We start from the raw sequence: 15,298 nt of genomic DNA on the forward strand, positions 1-15,298 counted from the left end.
CGGCTCACAGGTCGATGTCCGGATCCATGTTGTCGGCGGGGCCCCGCTTCTTCTTCCGGGGCTGCTTCTTGGCGGCCTCGCGCAGGCGGGCCTCCTCGGCCTTCTCGGCGGCGGCCTCGTCGGCGCGCCGGGCCTGCCGGCGCGCCTTCTCGGCCTCCTGCTCGGTGCGGGCCTCGCTCTTCTTGCGGGTGGGCGCCAGCACCATGTGCATGTTGCGGCCCTCCTGCTTCGGGTTCTGCTCGATGACACCGTCGGCGACGACGTCGTCGGCCAGCCGCTTGAGCAGGTTGAACCCGAGCTCCGGGCGGGACTGCTCCCGGCCCCGGAACATGATGGTGATCTTCACCTTGTCACCGCCGCGGAGGAAGCGGACGACGTGACCCTTCTTGGTCTCGTAGTCGTGCTCGTCGATCTTGGGACGGAGCTTCATCTCCTTGATGACGGTGTTGGACTGGTTGCGTCGGGACTCGCGGGCCTTCTGGGCGTTCTCGTACTTGAACTTGCCGTAGTCCATGAGCTTGCAGACGGGCGGGCGCGCGGTCGCCGCGACCTCGACGAGGTCGAGATCGTGCTCGCGGGCGAGCTGCATCGCCTGCTCGACGCGGACGATGCCGATCTGCTCGCCGTTGGGCCCGACCAGGCGGACCTCGGGGACGCGGATGCGCTCGTTGATGCGCAGTTCGTTGCTGATTGTGTCCTCCAATGTGTGACCGTCGGGACCGGCGCACGAGAAAGGCCTCCGCCCGCGGGCGGAGGCCTGGTCATGACCCGACCGGACGCCGACGGGGACGATGTCCCGCCCGGCCGCACGGCCAGGCGTCCTGCACTGGAACTGACCCGCCGCGCTGCCGCGGCAGGGTGGGAGATCGGGCCTCCACTTGCGTGCTGAGGGCGCCCTCGGACGCCGGTCAACTCGGCCAGTCTAGACCAGCGGGCCGCGCGGGTGAAATCCGGCCGGTGCGCGACGCCGGGCGCGGCGACGCGGGACGCATCCATGCGGCGGAAGGGGGTTCGTGTGAGAGTCTGGGGGCATGAACGCCCAGACCCTCGCTCTCGTCGTCTCCGCCGCACTGGCCGTCCTCGGCCTGCTGTACGCCGTCCTCGGGTGGCGCCGGCGCCGCAGTCCCCGCGCCCTCCTCCACGGCATCGCCGTCGCCGTCTTCTTCGTCGGGGCATGGCTGACCGGCGTGATGGAGCTCCTCGCGAACGCGGCGCACGGCCTCGTCGACTGGACCCGCGGGCAGAGACTGGACGCGATGATGTGGGCCGGCATCGTCTGCGCCGGCCTCGGCGTCGTCCTCTACGTCATCGCCTCGTTCCTGTCCGGCGTCAGCCGCGCCGAGGGCAGGCAGCGCCGTGAGGCCGCCATGCAGAAGCGCCTGGGCGTCACCGGTGCGCCCGCCCCCCGGGAGCCCGCCGGGCCCGACGGGGCGCCGGCCGCGGAGGCGGCGGACAAGGCACCGGACGACTTCGACGAGGACGAGGTCACGGCGATCCTGGAGCGCCGCGGCATCCGGTGAGCCGCCGCCCCGACCCGCCCGGGGGCGCGCCGGCCGGCCTCACAGGCGGCAGGCCCCGAGTTCGGTCACGAGGATCGCGCGGGCGCCGAGGTCCCACAGCTCGTCCATGAGGCGCTGGGCGTCGTCGCGGCGCACCATGGCGCGCACGGCGACCCAGCCGGGGCGGGCGAGCTCGGTGATCGTGGGGGCCGCATAGCCCGGCGTGAGCCGGGTGGCCTCCTCGAGGACCCGGCTCGGACAGTCGTAGTCCATGAGGACGTGGTCGCGGGCCACGAGGACGCTCGACAGGCGGCGGGTGACGTGGTCGAGGATGACGGGGTCGATCCCGCCCGAGGAGCGGCGGATGAGGATGCCCTCGCTGCGCAGGATCGGCTCGCCGAAGAGCTCGAGCCCGACCTTGCGCAGGGTCGTGCCCGTCTCGACGACGTCGGCGATCGCATCGGCGACGCCGAGGGAGATGCTCGACTCGACCGCGCCGTCCAGGTGGACGAGTCGGGCGCTGATGCCGTGCTCGGACAGGTAGCGACCGAGCAGGCCGGGATAGCTGGTGGCGATGCGCTTGCCCTCGAGGTCGGCCAGGCGGTAGCCGGAGCCCTTCGGGGCGGCGAAGCGGAAGCGGCTCACGCCGAAGCCGAGCGCGAGGATCTCGTCGGCGGCCGCGCCGGAGTCGATGAGCATGTCCCTGCCGGTGATGCCCAGCTCGAGGGTGCCCTCCCCCACGTAGACGGCGATGTCGCGCGGACGCAGGTAGTAGAACTCGACGCCGTTCTCCTCGTCGACGAGGACGAGCTCCTTGGAGTCGCTGCGCTGCGCGTACCCGGCCTCGGTCAGCATCTGCGCCGCGGCAGCCGACAGGGCGCCCTTGTTGGGCACGGCGATGCGCATCAGTTTCTCTTCACTCACAACGGGATCCTTCGACGGTGGACGCGGCCGGACGGGCCGCGGTGCAGGGCGGTGGGACGACTCACAGGTAGCGGTAGACGTCCTCCAGGTCGAGCCCCCGGTCGAGCATGATGACCTGCGTCCAGTAGAGGAGCTGGCTGATCTCCTCGGCGAGCTCCTGCCGGGACTGGTGCTCGGCGGCCATCCACACCTCGGAGGCCTCCTCGACGACCTTCTTGCCGATGGCGTGGGTCCCCTCGTCCAGCTTGGCGACGGTTCCGGAGCCGTCCGGGCGCTCGGCCGCCGTCCGGGCCAGCTCGGCGAACAGCTGCTCAAAACTCTTGCTCACCGCACAAGCCTAACCCAGCCCGGCCGGGCGGCCGGGCGACGGCCCGGACGCCGCGGCCGCGGGGGCGATCCCGCCTTCAACGGCCTCCGTGAATCGGAACGAGCGGGCCCGGGCGCCCCTCGGGGGCGATGTCAGGGGCGCGCGACAGGAATTCGTCGGCGGGCGCACCTACTATCTATTGCAGCAACAGGAGGTGTTCATGGCACGAGAGTCGTCGCCCTCAGCCGAGCGCGCCGGGGGTCCGGGGCAGGATGGCCTGTCCGCTCAGGATCCCCCGCGTGACCCCGACACGCCCAAGAAGTGGCGCAGCGAGGCCCCCTCCGGGCCCCCGCCACTCGACTCCCCCAAGCCCTGGCACACCGAGGGTCTGCCCAACGGCGGGCCCGAGAAGCCCAAGCGCCCGCTGTGGGTGCGCATCGTGCCGTGGGTGGTCCTGCTCGTCGTCATGATGGCCGCTGTCAGCTGGTACAACGACTCGCGCCAGCCCCCGAAGATCAGCTACAACGAGTTCATCACCCAGGTCCGGGCCGGCAACGTCGACGTCGTCCACGCCACCGGCGACACGATCGACGGCAAGCTGAGGAGTGCCGCGACCGTCCCCGACGACTCCGACTCCAAGGCCGGCCAGCAGTACACGCAGTTCACCACCGAGCGCCCCACCTGGGCCCAGGACGACCTGCTCACGATGCTCAACGACCAGGGCGTCACCGTCTCGGCGAACTCCACGGTCCAGACCACCAGCCCGCTCATGAGCCTCATCATGGCCTTCGGGCCCTGGCTGCTGCTCTTCGGCATCTACCTGTGGTTCATGAACCGCATGTCCAAGGGCGGCGGCCTGGGCGCCTTCGGGGGCATGGGTCGTGACGTGAAACCGGTCCAGAAGGACACCGTCCGGGTGAACTTCTCCGACGTCGCAGGCATCGACGAGGTGCAGGAGGAGGTCGGCCAGATCGTCGACTTCCTGCGCAACCCCGACAAGTACCGCCGGGTCGGGGCCCGCGCCCCCAAGGGGGTCCTCCTCGAGGGCGAGCCCGGCACCGGCAAGACGCTGCTGGCCCGGGCCACCGCCGGCGAGGCCGACGTGCCCTTCTACTCCGCCTCTGCCGCCGAGTTCATCGAGATGATCGTCGGCGTGGGCGCCCAGCGCGTGCGCCAGCTGTTCGACGAGGCCCGCAAGACGGCCCCCTCGATCATCTTCATCGACGAGATCGACGCCATCGGCCGTTCGCGGGCCTCGAACCGCGCCATGGGGGGCAACGACGAGCGCGAGCAGACGCTCAACCAGATCCTCACCGAGATGGACGGCTTCGACGGCACCGAGGGAGTCATCGTCATGGCGGCCACCAACCGCGCCGACGTGCTCGACCCCGCGCTCACCCGGCCGGGCCGCTTCGACCGCGTCATCACGGTGAGCGCCCCCGACCAGAAGGGCCGCGAGTCGATCCTACGGGTGCACACCCGGAAGATCCCCATGGCGTCCGACGTCGACCTGGCGCAGATCGCGGCCTCCACACCGGGCATGACCGGCGCCGACCTGGCCAACCTGGCCAACGAGGCGGCGCTCCAGGCGGCGCGGCGCGCCGATCAGATCGTCCACCAGCGCGACTTCACGAATGCGCTCGAGCAGATCCAGCTCGGCGTGGCCCGCTCCGTCGTCATCCCCGACGACGAGAGGCGCCGCACGGCCTACCACGAAGGCGGGCACGCCCTGCTCGGCATGCTCCAGAAGGGCGCCGACCCGGTGCGCAAGGTCTCGATCATCCCGCGCGGTCAGGCCCTCGGCATCACGCTGTCGACGCCCGACACCGACAAGTACGGCTACGACGAGGCCTATCTGCGCGGGCGCATCGTCGGCGCCCTCGGCGGCATGGCGGCCGAGGACGCGATCTTCGGGGTCGTCACCACCGGCGCCGAGTCCGACCTCAACCAGGCCACCGCCATCGCCCGCCAGATGGTCGGGCGCTGGGGCATGAGCGAGAAGGTCGGCCCGGTGACGGTGCTCCCCCACGACGCCGACCCGCACCAGCTCGGCATCTCCGACGCGACGCTCGCCACCGTCGACGACGAGGTCCGCCGCATCATCGAGGAGTGCCACGCCCAGGCCGTGACGATGCTGCGCGAGCACCGGGCCCAGCTCGACGCGATCGCCCGCCGTCTGCTCGAGAAGGAGACCCTCGACGAGGCGGAGGTCTACGAGGCCGCCGGCATCGAGCGTCCGACCAAGGACGTCCCCGGCCCTGAGTCGGCCGGGCCGAGCGATGACGACCTCGCCACGCTTCCTCCCCCGGCCGATCCGTCCGCGCCCGGTGGGCCCGACGAGACGCGCCACCAGCTGCCGCCGATCGGTTGACGCGCCGGCCCCTCGCCGCGGGGCCCGGGAGAGGACCCGGACGGCTCACCGCCGACGGTGCACCGGATCATGGCGCGGGGCCGGGCACTGCGGGCAACGGGCGCGATCCGTCATCGCTCCTGCTCGTCCGACTGCGGCTCCTGGCCGGACTGGCAGGAGCCTCCGCGGGGGCGCGCAGACGACGGCGCCCGGAGCAGGGCGGGCGCCCGGGGCGGTTCGGCTCAGCCCAGCTCGATGCCGAGCAGGCCGTCGACGGCGGCGGCCACCTGGCCCGGGGCCTCCTCGTCCTGGCCGTCCCCGGCCAGCACCGCCGAGCTCCACTCGTCGACGACGGCCAGGGCGGTGGGGGCGTCGAGGTCGGTGCGCAGCGCGCGGCGCAGGTCGGCGATGACGGGCACGGCGCTCGTACCGCGGTCGGCCCGGACGGCCGCCCGCCAGGCGTCGAGGCGGCGCTGGGCCCGGCCGAGCTGCCCGGCGGTCCACTCCCAGTCGGCGCGGTAGTGATGGTCCAGGAGGGCCAGCCGGATGGCCATCGGGTCGGCCCCGCCGGCGACCAGCCGGCTCACGAGCTCGAGGTTGCCGAGCGACTTGCTCATCTTCTCCCCGTCCAGGCCGACCATGCCGACATGGGCGTAGGCCCTGGCGAAGGGCTCGCCGCCGGTGGCGACGACGGCCTCGGCGGCGCACATCTCGTGGTGCGGGAAGGCCAGGTCGCGGCCGCCGCCCTGGACGGCGAAGGCGGCCCCGAGGCGGTTGAGCGCGGTGGCCGTGCACTCGATGTGCCAGCCGGGGCGCCCCCGCCCCAGGGGGGACTCCCAGGCGGGCTCGCCCGGGCGCTCCAGACGCCAGACCAGGCAGTCGAGGGCGTCCTCCTTGCCGGGGCGGTCGGGGTCGCCGCCGTGCTCGACGAACTCGGCGAGCATGGCCTCGCGGTCGAGGTGGCTCTCGGCGCCGAAACCGGGGGCCTGTGCGCTGCGGAAGTACCAGTCGGGGTGCTCGGGGTCGTCCACCTGGTAGACGAAACCGCGGGAGACCAGCTCGTTCACCAGGTCGGCGACCTCGCCGGTGACCGAGGTGGCGGGCACGTACCAGTCCGGGGGCAGGACGCGCAGGCCGGTCATGTCGGAGCGGAACAGGTCGATCTGGCCGTCGGCCAGTTCGCGCCAGTCCACCCCGGTGTCCATCGCCCGTTCGAGCAGGGGATCGTCGACGTCGGTGACGTTCTGCGCGTAGCGGACCTCGAGACCGGCGTCGCGCCAGGCGCGGTTCAGCAGGTCGAAGGACAGATAGGTGAACGCGTGCCCCAGATGGGTCGCGTCGTAGGGGGTGATGCCGCACACGTACAGGCCGGCCGCCCCCCGCTCCGGGCCGACCGCCGTCAGCGCCCTGTCATTGGTGGTGACCAGACTCACCCGCTCGGGGACCTGGTAGCTGCCCGGGGTGGCGGGGATCGTGGGGACCTCGACGGTTGGCCATGCTCGCATGCCCCAAAACTACCCGCGCCCACTAGGCTGGCGCCCGGAAGCACACATGGCGGGCGCGCTGGCCCGTGGGGCGGAGGACGTCGGGGTGAGGACGCACAGGGTTGGCGCCTCCGGGCTGGAGGTCAGCGGACTGGGTCTGGGCACCATGACCTGGGGCGGCGACACCGATCTGCACGGCGCCGAGCGGCTCGTCGCCCGCTTCGTCGAGGCCGGCGGCACGCTCATCGACACGGCCCCGGCGTACGGCGGCGGAGCGGCCGAGAAGATGATCGGCCGCATCACCCGGACCCACGTGCGCCGGGACGAGCTCGTCATCGCCACGAAGGCGGGCTTCGGCCTGCGCAACGGCCGCCGGACGGTCGACACCTCCCGCAAGGCGATGCTCGACGACCTGACCGGTTCCCTGCGTCGGCTCCACACCGACCACGTCGACCTGTGGCAGGTGCACGCCTGGGGGCGCGCCCCGTACGAGGAGACGCTGGCCGCCCTCGACACGGCCGTCAGCTCCGGCATGGCGCGCTACGTCGGCGTCTGCAACTACATCGGCTGGCAGATCGGCACCGCGGCCGCCTGGCAGCGGGCCGTCCCAGGGCGCTCCGGTCTGGTGAGCGGCCAGGTCGAGTACTCCCTCCTGGCCCGGCGGGCCGAGGTGGAGGTGGTCCCGGCGCTCGCCGCGCACAGCATGGGGCTCTTCGCCTGGTCCCCCATCGGGCGGGGCGTGCTCACCGGCAAGTACCGACGGGGCGTGCCGCGCGACTCGCGGGGCGCCAGGGAGCACTTCAGCTGGTTCGTCGAGCCCTATCTCGAGTCGCGCAGCCGCGCCGTCGTCGACGCTGTGACGCGCGCCGCGGACGGGCTGGGGCTCGCCCCGGCGCAGGTCGCGATGCTGTGGGTGCGCGACGCCCCCGGCGTCACGGCGCCCCTGCTCGGCGCACGCACTGTCCAGCAGCTTGAGCCCTACCTCGACCTCGATGACACGACGCTGCCCGAACCGATCGTCTCCGCGCTCGACGACGTGACGGGCGGCCCGAACCAGGCGCGGAGCGACCGCAGGACGACCGCCGGGACGACGGACTGAATCCGTGCCGACCCGGGCCGGGGAGCGCCGCCCGCGCGGGACCCCTCACCGCTCAGGAACGGCCCTCACACGAACACGGTGAGGCGGGCGCGGATGATCCTGCGGCGCAGCCAGGCCTCGCGCGAACCGTCCCGGTAGCGGCGAAGCCTCCACAGCTCCCAGCCCTCGTGCTGCGCCCGTTCGGTGAGGATGCGGCGCGTCTGGGTGCGGGTGAACCAACGGGCGAACCCGATCCGCTGCACCTCGTACTCGACGCCACCGAGTGTCTGGCGGGCGAGCCCCGTCGAGGTGATGCGGTCCATCGTGTCGTCCACGCTGCCTCCTGCCCCGCTCGCCGGTGCCCCGTTCACGATCGTGTCACCGATGGTATGCGCCCGCCGGTGGCGGGCGGGGACGGCCGGTCGTGACGGCGGCACCCCGTCGACGGCACCCGTGGAGCACACGATTCGCGTCGAGGCCGCGGGCTCTGCTAAGATCATGTTCGATGCGGGCAGCCGCAGCGAGTCCGGGTGGCGGAATTGGTAGACGCGCTAGCTTGAGGTGCTAGTGGCCGCTTTCAGGCCATGGAGGTTCAAGTCCTCTCTCGGACACCCCCTCAGGACCCCACCGTTGCGGCGGGGCCTCTCTTCGACGGGCAACCGATCGGCGACGCCGGTGGTGAGGAAGCTGTGAGCGACTCACAGCTCCACACTGCGAACTGTCCACTCCCTGAGACGGACCCCCAGGAATCTCACAGGACTTGTTTCTGTACTTCCTCGCATTCGCGACAAATCTTCCTGCATCTAGCTCGCGATACCTTGAGTGACACAGACTTACCCTTACTGAACCCCCAGACCATGCTCTCCGACTGGCATTCGCCCCGCGGATCGCCTACACTGATTCCTGTGGTTTTCGTAAGAAGATCGCATCCTGAAGCTGTGAGCGGTGCTTGGCGTTGCGTCACCCACCCCCACGTCCGTCGCGCATGACCCCGGTGGGATCGTGCACCCGGCAGGACACCGAATGCGCCAGGCGTGCACCCCCACCGCCGGCGCTCCCCCTCGGTGATTCGTCGGGCGCCCCCATCGGGGCCCACCCCCAGCGCGGCGGGCGAGGCGCCACCCTCGTTCGCCGAGCACTGTTCACAGCATGACCACGAATCCTCGTAGGTCGAGATCGGCCCGGGCCGCGCAGTCGATGCGCAGGACCCGGGCCGACCGCCGTCCGGGGACTCCGAGGATCGGCCCGGGAGGACCGATGTGGTCGCCCGCTCCGACACATGAACGGTCGGGCTAGGCTTTGGAAGGCCCGGCCGTCGAACGGCACCCCGATCCGCGAAAGCAGTCATGAACCTTCTCCACGCCATCATCCTCGGCATCGTCGAGGGCATCACGGAGTTCCTGCCCATATCCAGCACCGGTCATCTGCGCATCGTCGAGAAGTTGCTCGGCTACGACATCCAGGGCGTCGGGATCACCGCCTTCACCGCCATCATCCAAGTGGGCGCCATCCTCGCGGCGATCATCTACTTCTGGAAGGACATCGTCCGGATCATCGCCGCGTGGTGCCGCGGCCTCGCCCACAAGGACGAGCGCAGCGATCCCGACTACACGCTCGGCTGGGGCATCATCATCGGTTCCATCCCCGTCGCGGTCGTCGGCCTCGTGTTCAAGGACCTCATCGAAGGCGCGCTGAGTTCGCTGTGGATCATCGTGGCGGCCCTGCTGGGCTGGAGCATCGCCATGGCCGTGGCCGATCGGCGCCGGAACCTGACGCGCGAGATGGGCGACGTCAGCATCAAGGACGCCCTCGTCATCGGCCTGTTCCAGGCCCTCGCCCCACTGTTCCCCGGCATCTCCCGCTCGGGCGCGACGATCTCCGCGGGACTCTTCCGGGGCTACACGCGCGAGACCGCCACGCGGCTGTCGTTCTACATGGGCATCCCGGCGCTCGTGGCCGCTGGCATCTACGAGGCCGTCACCGCGGCGTCCGACATCACGGCCGCGCCGAGCGGCGGCGTCGCGATCGGCTGGCTGCCCACCATCGTCGCGACGCTCGTCTCGCTCGTCGTGGCCTACTTCTCGATCGCCTGGCTGCTGAAGTTCGTCTCGAGCAACAAGTTCACCGGCTTCATCGTCTACCGCGTCGTCCTCGCCGCGGTGATCATCGTCCTGCTCATGCTCGACGCGGTCACCGCCTGAGCCCGGCGCGCACCCGTGTCTCCGGCCCGACGGCGTCTCGCCGGGGCCTCTCAGCCCTCGACGAGACGCTCGACGACCGCCAGGACGGCCTGCTCGGCGTCCATGTCGGACGGCACACCGGTCACGACGGCGAGCCCGAGCTTGTCGAGCGTGTTGACCATGGGCGGGCCCATGTGACCGGCGGCAGCGACGTCGACGCCGTTCTCACGCATGAAGCGCACGATCCGGGCGTGGTGCTGGCCGTGCCCGCCCTGGTCGTGGAGGACGTCCCAGTCGGTCTCCGCGACACGCCAGTCGGCGATCCTGCCGTCCTCGACGGCGGCGACGGCCATCCGCGGGGCCCGGCCGAGACCGCAGGGCGCGCCGTCGACGGTCAGGGCCAGCGCGACGACGCGGCGCCCGGCAGTGGTGCTCGTGTTCTCGGTCATGTCTCAGAACCTACCGTCATAGGCCGCCAGGTCCAGCACCCCGTTGCCCGAGACGCCGATGACGATGACCTCGCCGTCCCCGACCCCGGCGCTGGTGGCGTGGTCGAGGGCGCCGGCGATGGCGTGCGTGGACTCCGGGGCCGGGACGATGCCCTCAGTGCGGGCGAAGAGGACGCCCGCCTCGAAGGAGCGGTCCTGCTCGACGGCGATCGGCTCGATGAGTCCGAGGTGGACGGCATGGCTGACCATCGGGCTCATGCCGTGGTAGCGCAGACCGCCCGCGTGGATGGCCGGGGGCACGAAGTCGGTGCCGAGCGTGTACATCTTGAGCTTGGGAGTCATGCCGGCGACATCGCCGAAGTCGTAGCGGTACTCGCCCCTGGTCATCGACGGGCAGGCCGCGGGCTCGACGGCGACGAACCGGGTGGTCGAGCCCTCGCGCAGGTTCCGGCCGAGCAGCGGAAAGATGATGCCCGCCGCGTTCGAACCGCCGCCGGCGCAGGCGAAGACGACATCGGCCTGCTCCTCCCCCGCCTCGGCGAGCTGGTCGAGCAGTTCGAGCCCGATGACGCTCTGATGGATCATGACGTGGTTGAGCACGCTGCCCAGCGCGTAGTGGGTGCCGGGGTCCTTCGCCGCGACCTCGACGGCCTCCGAGATGGCCATGCCGAGTGAGCCGGTGGTGTCGGGGAAGCGCTCGCGCATCCGGCGCCCGGATTCGGTCAGCTCGGACGGCGAGGCGTGGCACTGCGAGCCGTAGACGCCCATCTGCAGGCGCCGGTAGGGCTTCTGCTCGTAGGAGGAGCGGACCTGCCAGACCTCGCAGCTCATGCCGAACAGGGCGCAGGCGAAGGCGAGCGAGGCGCCCCACTGGCCGGCCCCGGTCTCGGTGGTCAGTCTCCTGATGCCTTCGACCAGGTTGAAGTAGGCCTGCGGCACCGAGCTGTTGGGCTTGTGGGAGCCGCAGGGGCTGACGCCCTCGTACTTGTAGTAGATCCGGGCCCGGGTGCCCAGGGCCCGCTCCAGCCGGACCGCGCGTCGCAGCGGGCTGGGACGCCACAGGGAGTAGACCTCCCGGACGGGCCGCGGGATCTCGAGACGGCGCTCGGTGCTGAGCTCCTGGGCGATGAGGGCCTTCGCGAACAGGGGTTCGAGATCGGCCGGACGGATCGGCTCGTCGGTGGCCGGGTCGAGCGGCGGCGGCGCGGGCTCGGGGAGGTCGGCGTTCAGGTTGTACCAGTGCGTGGGCACCCGTGAGGGCACCTCGATGCCGAGCTCGAGGCCGGGGCCGCCGGGGCGGGCCCCGGCCTCCTGCCGGGTGGTCTGGTTCACCGTGATGCTCCTTCCGGTCCCCGGACTCGTCGCTGGGCACGGGCACGTCGTCGTCCTGGCGCGCTGGGCGCGCACCGCCATCTTCGGATGCGCGCCGGAGTGCGCCGCCGGCAGCTCATCCTAACCGGCGGGCGCTCCGCCGCCCACCCCGCCTGTCCGACGCGCCCGGGCCCCGCACGGGGACATCGGAGTCACAACGGCCCGTTCGCGCTGCTCGCGTCCCGCGGAACCCGGGGCCCGGACCCGCAGAGGGACGCTGCGCGTCGCGGTCGCGGCCCTTGCCCCCGCGCTGCGGGCCCCGGGGCCCGCAGGGGGAACGGCTTCAACAGGAACGGCTCGAAGCCGGCTATCGAGCCGGGTCCCGGGCCCGCAGGAGGACGCTCCCGGGGAACGGGGGCGACTGCCGGGACGGCCGAGAGTCGGCCACGGACCGTCGCTCAACGGGGCCTACGGAGCCGCCAGCGCCCCGACTCGTCCTGCTCGACCAGGCCGAGCAGCTCCAGTTCGACGAGGGCGCCGTCGCAGGCGGCGCTGGTGCAGCGGGCTCGGGAGGCCAGCTGGTCAACGGTGAGGCTCCCCCGCCCGGGCAGGGCCTCGCGGACGGCGAGCAGCCGCGGGTCGAGCCCGTCGAGGGGTCTGGTCGGTGTCATCCACGGCCCCTCGAGCTGCTCGCCGGGCGCGCAGAGCAGGGCCCGCACATCGGCCGGCCCCGCGACGAGCTCGGCCTCGTGGTCGCGGATGAGCCGGTGCGGTGTCTCACTCATGCCCGACGTGACGGGCCCGGGGACGGCCATGACGATCCGGCCCAGCGCACCCGCCCAGTGCGCCGTGTTGACCGCGCCGGAGCGCATCGCGGCCTCGACGACGAGCACCCCCGCGGAGAGGGCGGCGATGAGCCTGTTCCGGGCGAGGAAGCCGGGCCGGGTGGGGCGCATGCCCGGCGGCAGCTCGGAGACGACCGCCCATTCGTCGAGGATCTGCTCGAAGACCCGGGTGTTGCCCTTCGGGTACCACTCGTCGAGGCCGCCGGCCATGACGGCGACGGTCGGGGCCCCGGCGGCGAGGGCCCCCCTGTGGGCCGCGATGTCGATGCCGTAGGCGCCCCCGCTGATGACGGGGAACTGGCCCGCCAGGCGCGAGGCCAGGTCGGTGGCCAGCGCCTGACCGTAGCGCGTGCAGGCCCGGGCCCCGACGATCGCCAGCGCCCCGTACCCCGGTCGCAGGATCTCGTCGAGCCGCCGGCGGCCCGCGACCCACAGGGCCAGTGGCGCCCCGCACATGCCGCCGACCGGTTCGATGCGGTCGAGCTCGGCCAGCGGGGCAGGCCACTCGTCGTCGCCGGGGACGACCAGACGCGCGCCGAGAGCCTCCGCGCGCGCGATGAGGGCGTCGAGGTCGAGACAGCGCGCCCGCCGCGACCATGCCGCGGTGCCGCTCGAAGCGAGGAGCGCCTCGACGACGTCCGGCGCCCCCTGCTCGGCGACGAACCGGGACAGATCGGGCCTGCCCGGCTCGCAGATGAAGGTGAGCGCCGCCCGGGCGCGGCGTTCGGGGGTCCAGGCCGTTCCCGTCGTGCTCATGCCGCCGCCCCCGTCCAGAGCTCGCCCCGCCGCAGCCCCACGGCCGCGGCGAGGTCGGCCCGCGTGACCTCGTCGTGACCGGCGAGGTCGGCGACGGTCCACGCGACGCGCAGGATCTTGTCGATGCCCCGGGCCGAGACGAGACCCCGAGCCAGCGCATGGTCGATGAGCTCGACGCCCTGGACCGGCGGCAGCCCGCGGCGCAGGTGGGAGCCGGGGACGTGGGCGTTGAGCGTCCACGGCGTCCCGGACAGGCGCGCTCGCTGGCGTTGCCGGGCCTCGATGACGCGGCCTCCGACCGACGCGGAGTCCTCGCCCCGCTGCGCATCGGGACCGGCGGTGAGCCCGGCGGTCCCCTCGCCCGTGACCCGGACGTGGATGTCGATGCGGTCGAGCACCGGGCCGCTGATCCGCTGGGCGTACCGGCGCACCGCCATGGGAGTGCATCGGCACTGCACCCCCGGGACGCCGTGGTTCCCGCAGGGGCACGGGTTGGCGGCCAGGACGAGCTGGAAGCGCGCCGGATAGGTGACCGACGCCGCCGAGCGCGCGATGGTGATGCGACCGGACTCCAGCGGGGTGCGCAGGGCGTCGAGCACCCGGGGGGAGAACTCCGGCGCCTCGTCGAGGAGGAGCACCCCGCGGTGGGCCAGCGAGACGGCCCCGGGCCGTGCGACGCGGGCGCCGCCGCCGACCATCGCCGCGACGGTCGCGTTGTGGTGCGGATCGGCGAACGGGGCGCGCCGGATGAGGCCGCCGCCGAGGTCCTCGCCGGCCAGCGAGTGCACGGCCGAGACCTCGAGAGCCTGCTCGTCGTCGAGAAGGGGCAGGAGCCCCGGCAGACGCTGGGCGAGCATCGTCTTGCCGGTGCCGGGCGGCCCGTGGAAGAAGATGTGGTGGCCGCCGGCCGCGGCGACCTCGAGGGCCCAGCGGGCCTGCTCCTGACCGAGGACGTCGGCCAGGTCGGGCACAGCCAGGGGCGCCGGCACGGATCGGGGCCCCGCCCCGGTGAGCACCGGCCGACCGTGGAGCACTTCGACGAGATCGGCGAGGTCGCGCACACCCCACACGGTGAGCCCCGTGACGAGCTGCGCCTCACCGGTCTGACCGGCGGGCACGACGGCGCGCCCGAGGCCGGCCGCCCGCGCCGCGAGGAGGGCCGGCAGGATGCCCCGCACGGGTCTGACCCTGCCGTCGAGCCCCAGCTCGCCGAGCAGCACCGAGGACGAGGCGATGCCTCGCGGGACCAGCTCGGAGCACGCGAGGACGGCGGCGACGATCGCCAGGTCGTAGTGGCTGCCCGCCTTGGGCAGGCTGGCCGGGGTGAGGTTGATCGTGAGGAGCCTGTCGGGCCAGGCCAGGCCGGCTCCCGCAACGGCGGCGCGGCACCGGTCGCGGGCCTCGTACAGGGCGGCGTCGGGCAGCCCCACCAGGACGGTGCGGGGCAGACCCGGGCCGAGTGCGGCCTCGACCTCGACCGGGGTGCCCTGCACGCCGATGAGCGCGACCGACCACGCCGACGCCGTGCTCGGCGCGGCGCTCATGACAGCCCCCGCACATGGGTGAACTCGGCGCGGCGGCCGGGCAGCTTGACGATGCCGAGCCCGTCGATGCGCACCCGCGTCCCGACGGGCAGCGACATGCCGTGCTCGCGCAGCCAGACGGCGGCCACGGCGCGCAGGTGCATCCTCTTGGCGTGCGTGATCGCCTCGAGCGGCGCCCCGTAGCCGGTGCCGGTGCGGTACTTCACCTCGACGAAGACGAGGGCGTCCTCGAGAGGATCGTGGACGACGAGGTCGATCTCGCCGGCACTGCACCGCCAGTTCCGGTCGAGGACGCGCCAGCCCAGCCGCTCCAGGTGCTCGGCGGCCAAGGCCTCGCCCCGCCGACCCGATGCCGCGGTGCCGCCGGTGCCCAGCGGCCGCCCCTCGTCGCGGCCCGATGCCGCAGCGCCGCGCTCCGAGGGGCCGTTCGAGGCCGGGCATCGCCTCGCCGCGCCGTTCGGCGCCGCCGCCCAGTGACCCGCCGGGCCCCCGTCGGTGCGCCCATCGCCCGTGCGCCGGGCGCCCACCGGCACGGCTCCCCGCGATGCCCCCGTCGTTCCTCTGCCCGTCG

14 protein-coding genes and 1 tRNA gene are annotated in these 15,298 nt (G+C 72.7%); 5 read left to right on the forward strand and 10 right to left on the reverse strand.

What is annotated here, in order from left to right; genetic code table 11:
• Positions 1 to 4: 4 nt before the first annotated feature.
• Positions 5 to 703: a translation initiation factor IF-3 gene (infC, locus tag K336_RS0105745; protein ID WP_021796152.1), complete on the reverse strand. Its 699-nt coding sequence runs from the start codon at positions 701 to 703 to the stop codon at positions 5 to 7.
• A gap of 328 nt (positions 704 to 1,031) precedes the next feature.
• Between infC and K336_RS14775 the strand changes: the two genes are divergently transcribed.
• A complete protein-coding gene (locus K336_RS14775) occupies positions 1,032 to 1,520 on the forward strand; it encodes a hypothetical protein (protein WP_021796135.1) in 489 nt (162 codons plus the stop codon).
• Positions 1,521 to 1,559: 39 nt separating this feature from the next.
• Here the strand turns inward: K336_RS14775 and hisG are convergent, their stop codons facing one another.
• Both hisG and K336_RS0105760 read right to left on the reverse strand, forming a co-directional pair.
• Positions 1,560 to 2,405 (reverse strand): ATP phosphoribosyltransferase, encoded by an 846-nt coding sequence (hisG, locus tag K336_RS0105755; protein ID WP_043119927.1) that lies wholly within the window; start codon positions 2,403 to 2,405, stop codon positions 1,560 to 1,562.
• Positions 2,406 to 2,484: 79 nt separating this feature from the next.
• Positions 2,485 to 2,751, reverse strand: coding sequence for a phosphoribosyl-ATP diphosphatase (locus K336_RS0105760; RefSeq protein WP_028706519.1), 267 nt, complete (start codon positions 2,749 to 2,751; stop codon positions 2,485 to 2,487).
• 199 nt (positions 2,752 to 2,950) lie between these two features.
• On the opposite strand from K336_RS0105760, the gene ftsH reads away from it, so the two are divergent.
• Positions 2,951 to 5,101, forward strand: a complete 2,151-nt coding sequence (gene ftsH / locus K336_RS14780) for an ATP-dependent zinc metalloprotease FtsH (RefSeq protein ID WP_051245453.1) — start codon at positions 2,951 to 2,953, stop codon at positions 5,099 to 5,101.
• Between the two features lie 221 nt (positions 5,102 to 5,322).
• On the opposite strand, the gene mshC is transcribed toward ftsH, so the two are convergent.
• Complete coding sequence (mshC, locus tag K336_RS0105770; protein WP_021796147.1) at positions 5,323 to 6,585, reverse strand: cysteine--1-D-myo-inosityl 2-amino-2-deoxy-alpha-D-glucopyranoside ligase; 1,263 nt, start codon at positions 6,583 to 6,585, stop codon at positions 5,323 to 5,325.
• Positions 6,586 to 6,670: 85 nt separating this feature from the next.
• On the opposite strand from mshC, the gene K336_RS0105775 reads away from it, so the two are divergent.
• Positions 6,671 to 7,663, forward strand: a complete 993-nt coding sequence (locus tag K336_RS0105775; RefSeq protein WP_028706520.1) for an aldo/keto reductase — start codon at positions 6,671 to 6,673, stop codon at positions 7,661 to 7,663.
• A 65-nt stretch (positions 7,664 to 7,728) separates the two neighbouring features.
• Here the strand turns inward: K336_RS0105775 and K336_RS14785 are convergent, their stop codons facing one another.
• On the reverse strand, positions 7,729 to 7,977 hold the full coding sequence (locus K336_RS14785) for a DUF5703 family protein (RefSeq protein ID WP_043150404.1): 249 nt from the start codon (positions 7,975 to 7,977) through the stop codon (positions 7,729 to 7,731).
• A gap of 189 nt (positions 7,978 to 8,166) precedes the next feature.
• Between K336_RS14785 and K336_RS0105785 the strand changes: the two genes are divergently transcribed.
• Both K336_RS0105785 and K336_RS0105790 read left to right on the forward strand, forming a co-directional pair.
• A tRNA-Leu gene (locus K336_RS0105785) sits at positions 8,167 to 8,253 on the forward strand.
• Between the two features lie 735 nt (positions 8,254 to 8,988).
• Positions 8,989 to 9,843, forward strand: a complete 855-nt coding sequence (locus K336_RS0105790) for an undecaprenyl-diphosphate phosphatase (protein ID WP_021796133.1) — start codon at positions 8,989 to 8,991, stop codon at positions 9,841 to 9,843.
• 50 nt (positions 9,844 to 9,893) lie between these two features.
• Here the strand turns inward: K336_RS0105790 and K336_RS0105795 are convergent, their stop codons facing one another.
• The 5 genes from K336_RS0105795 to K336_RS20125 form a co-directional block, all read right to left on the reverse strand.
• Complete coding sequence (locus K336_RS0105795) at positions 9,894 to 10,271, reverse strand: NifB/NifX family molybdenum-iron cluster-binding protein (protein ID WP_028706521.1); 378 nt, start codon at positions 10,269 to 10,271, stop codon at positions 9,894 to 9,896.
• A 3-nt stretch (positions 10,272 to 10,274) separates the two neighbouring features.
• A complete protein-coding gene (locus K336_RS14790; protein WP_051245454.1) occupies positions 10,275 to 11,603 on the reverse strand; it encodes a TrpB-like pyridoxal phosphate-dependent enzyme in 1,329 nt (442 codons plus the stop codon).
• Positions 11,604 to 12,040: 437 nt separating this feature from the next.
• Positions 12,041 to 13,183: a DNA-processing protein DprA gene (locus tag K336_RS14795; RefSeq protein WP_021796151.1), complete on the reverse strand. Its 1,143-nt coding sequence runs from the start codon at positions 13,181 to 13,183 to the stop codon at positions 12,041 to 12,043.
• Entirely contained in the window at positions 13,180 to 14,727 is a 1,548-nt protein-coding gene (locus K336_RS0105810; RefSeq protein WP_021796139.1) for a YifB family Mg chelatase-like AAA ATPase, read from the reverse strand. Before K336_RS0105810 ends, K336_RS14795 begins: the two co-directional genes overlap by 4 nt.
• Positions 14,724 to 15,101, reverse strand: coding sequence for a YraN family protein (locus K336_RS20125; protein WP_028706523.1), 378 nt, complete (start codon positions 15,099 to 15,101; stop codon positions 14,724 to 14,726). Before K336_RS20125 ends, K336_RS0105810 begins: the two co-directional genes overlap by 4 nt.
• Positions 15,102 to 15,298 lie beyond the last annotated feature (197 nt).

The organism is Propionibacterium acidifaciens DSM 21887, assembly GCF_000426605.1.
In the GTDB taxonomy this organism is placed as follows: domain Bacteria; phylum Actinomycetota; class Actinomycetes; order Propionibacteriales; family Propionibacteriaceae; genus Propionibacterium; species Propionibacterium acidifaciens.

What these genes read in the sequence shown, in the direction of transcription:
- K336_RS14795 (WP_021796151.1), bottom strand. Translation starts at nt 13,183, where the DNA reads ATGAGCACGACGGGAACGGCCTGGACCCCCGAACGCCGCGCCCGGGCG.
- K336_RS0105810 (WP_021796139.1), bottom strand. Translation starts at nt 14,727, where the DNA reads ATGAGCGCCGCGCCGAGCACGGCGTCGGCGTGGTCGGTCGCGCTCATC.
- K336_RS14775 (WP_021796135.1), top strand. Translation starts at nt 1,032, where the DNA reads ATGAACGCCCAGACCCTCGCTCTCGTCGTCTCCGCCGCACTGGCCGTC.
- K336_RS0105795 (WP_028706521.1), bottom strand. Translation starts at nt 10,271, where the DNA reads ATGACCGAGAACACGAGCACCACTGCCGGGCGCCGCGTCGTCGCGCTG.
- K336_RS0105790 (WP_021796133.1), top strand. Translation starts at nt 8,989, where the DNA reads ATGAACCTTCTCCACGCCATCATCCTCGGCATCGTCGAGGGCATCACG.
- hisG (WP_043119927.1), bottom strand. Translation starts at nt 2,405, where the DNA reads ATGCGCATCGCCGTGCCCAACAAGGGCGCCCTGTCGGCTGCCGCGGCG.
- ftsH (WP_051245453.1), top strand. Translation starts at nt 2,951, where the DNA reads ATGGCACGAGAGTCGTCGCCCTCAGCCGAGCGCGCCGGGGGTCCGGGG.
- mshC (WP_021796147.1), bottom strand. Translation starts at nt 6,585, where the DNA reads ATGCGAGCATGGCCAACCGTCGAGGTCCCCACGATCCCCGCCACCCCG.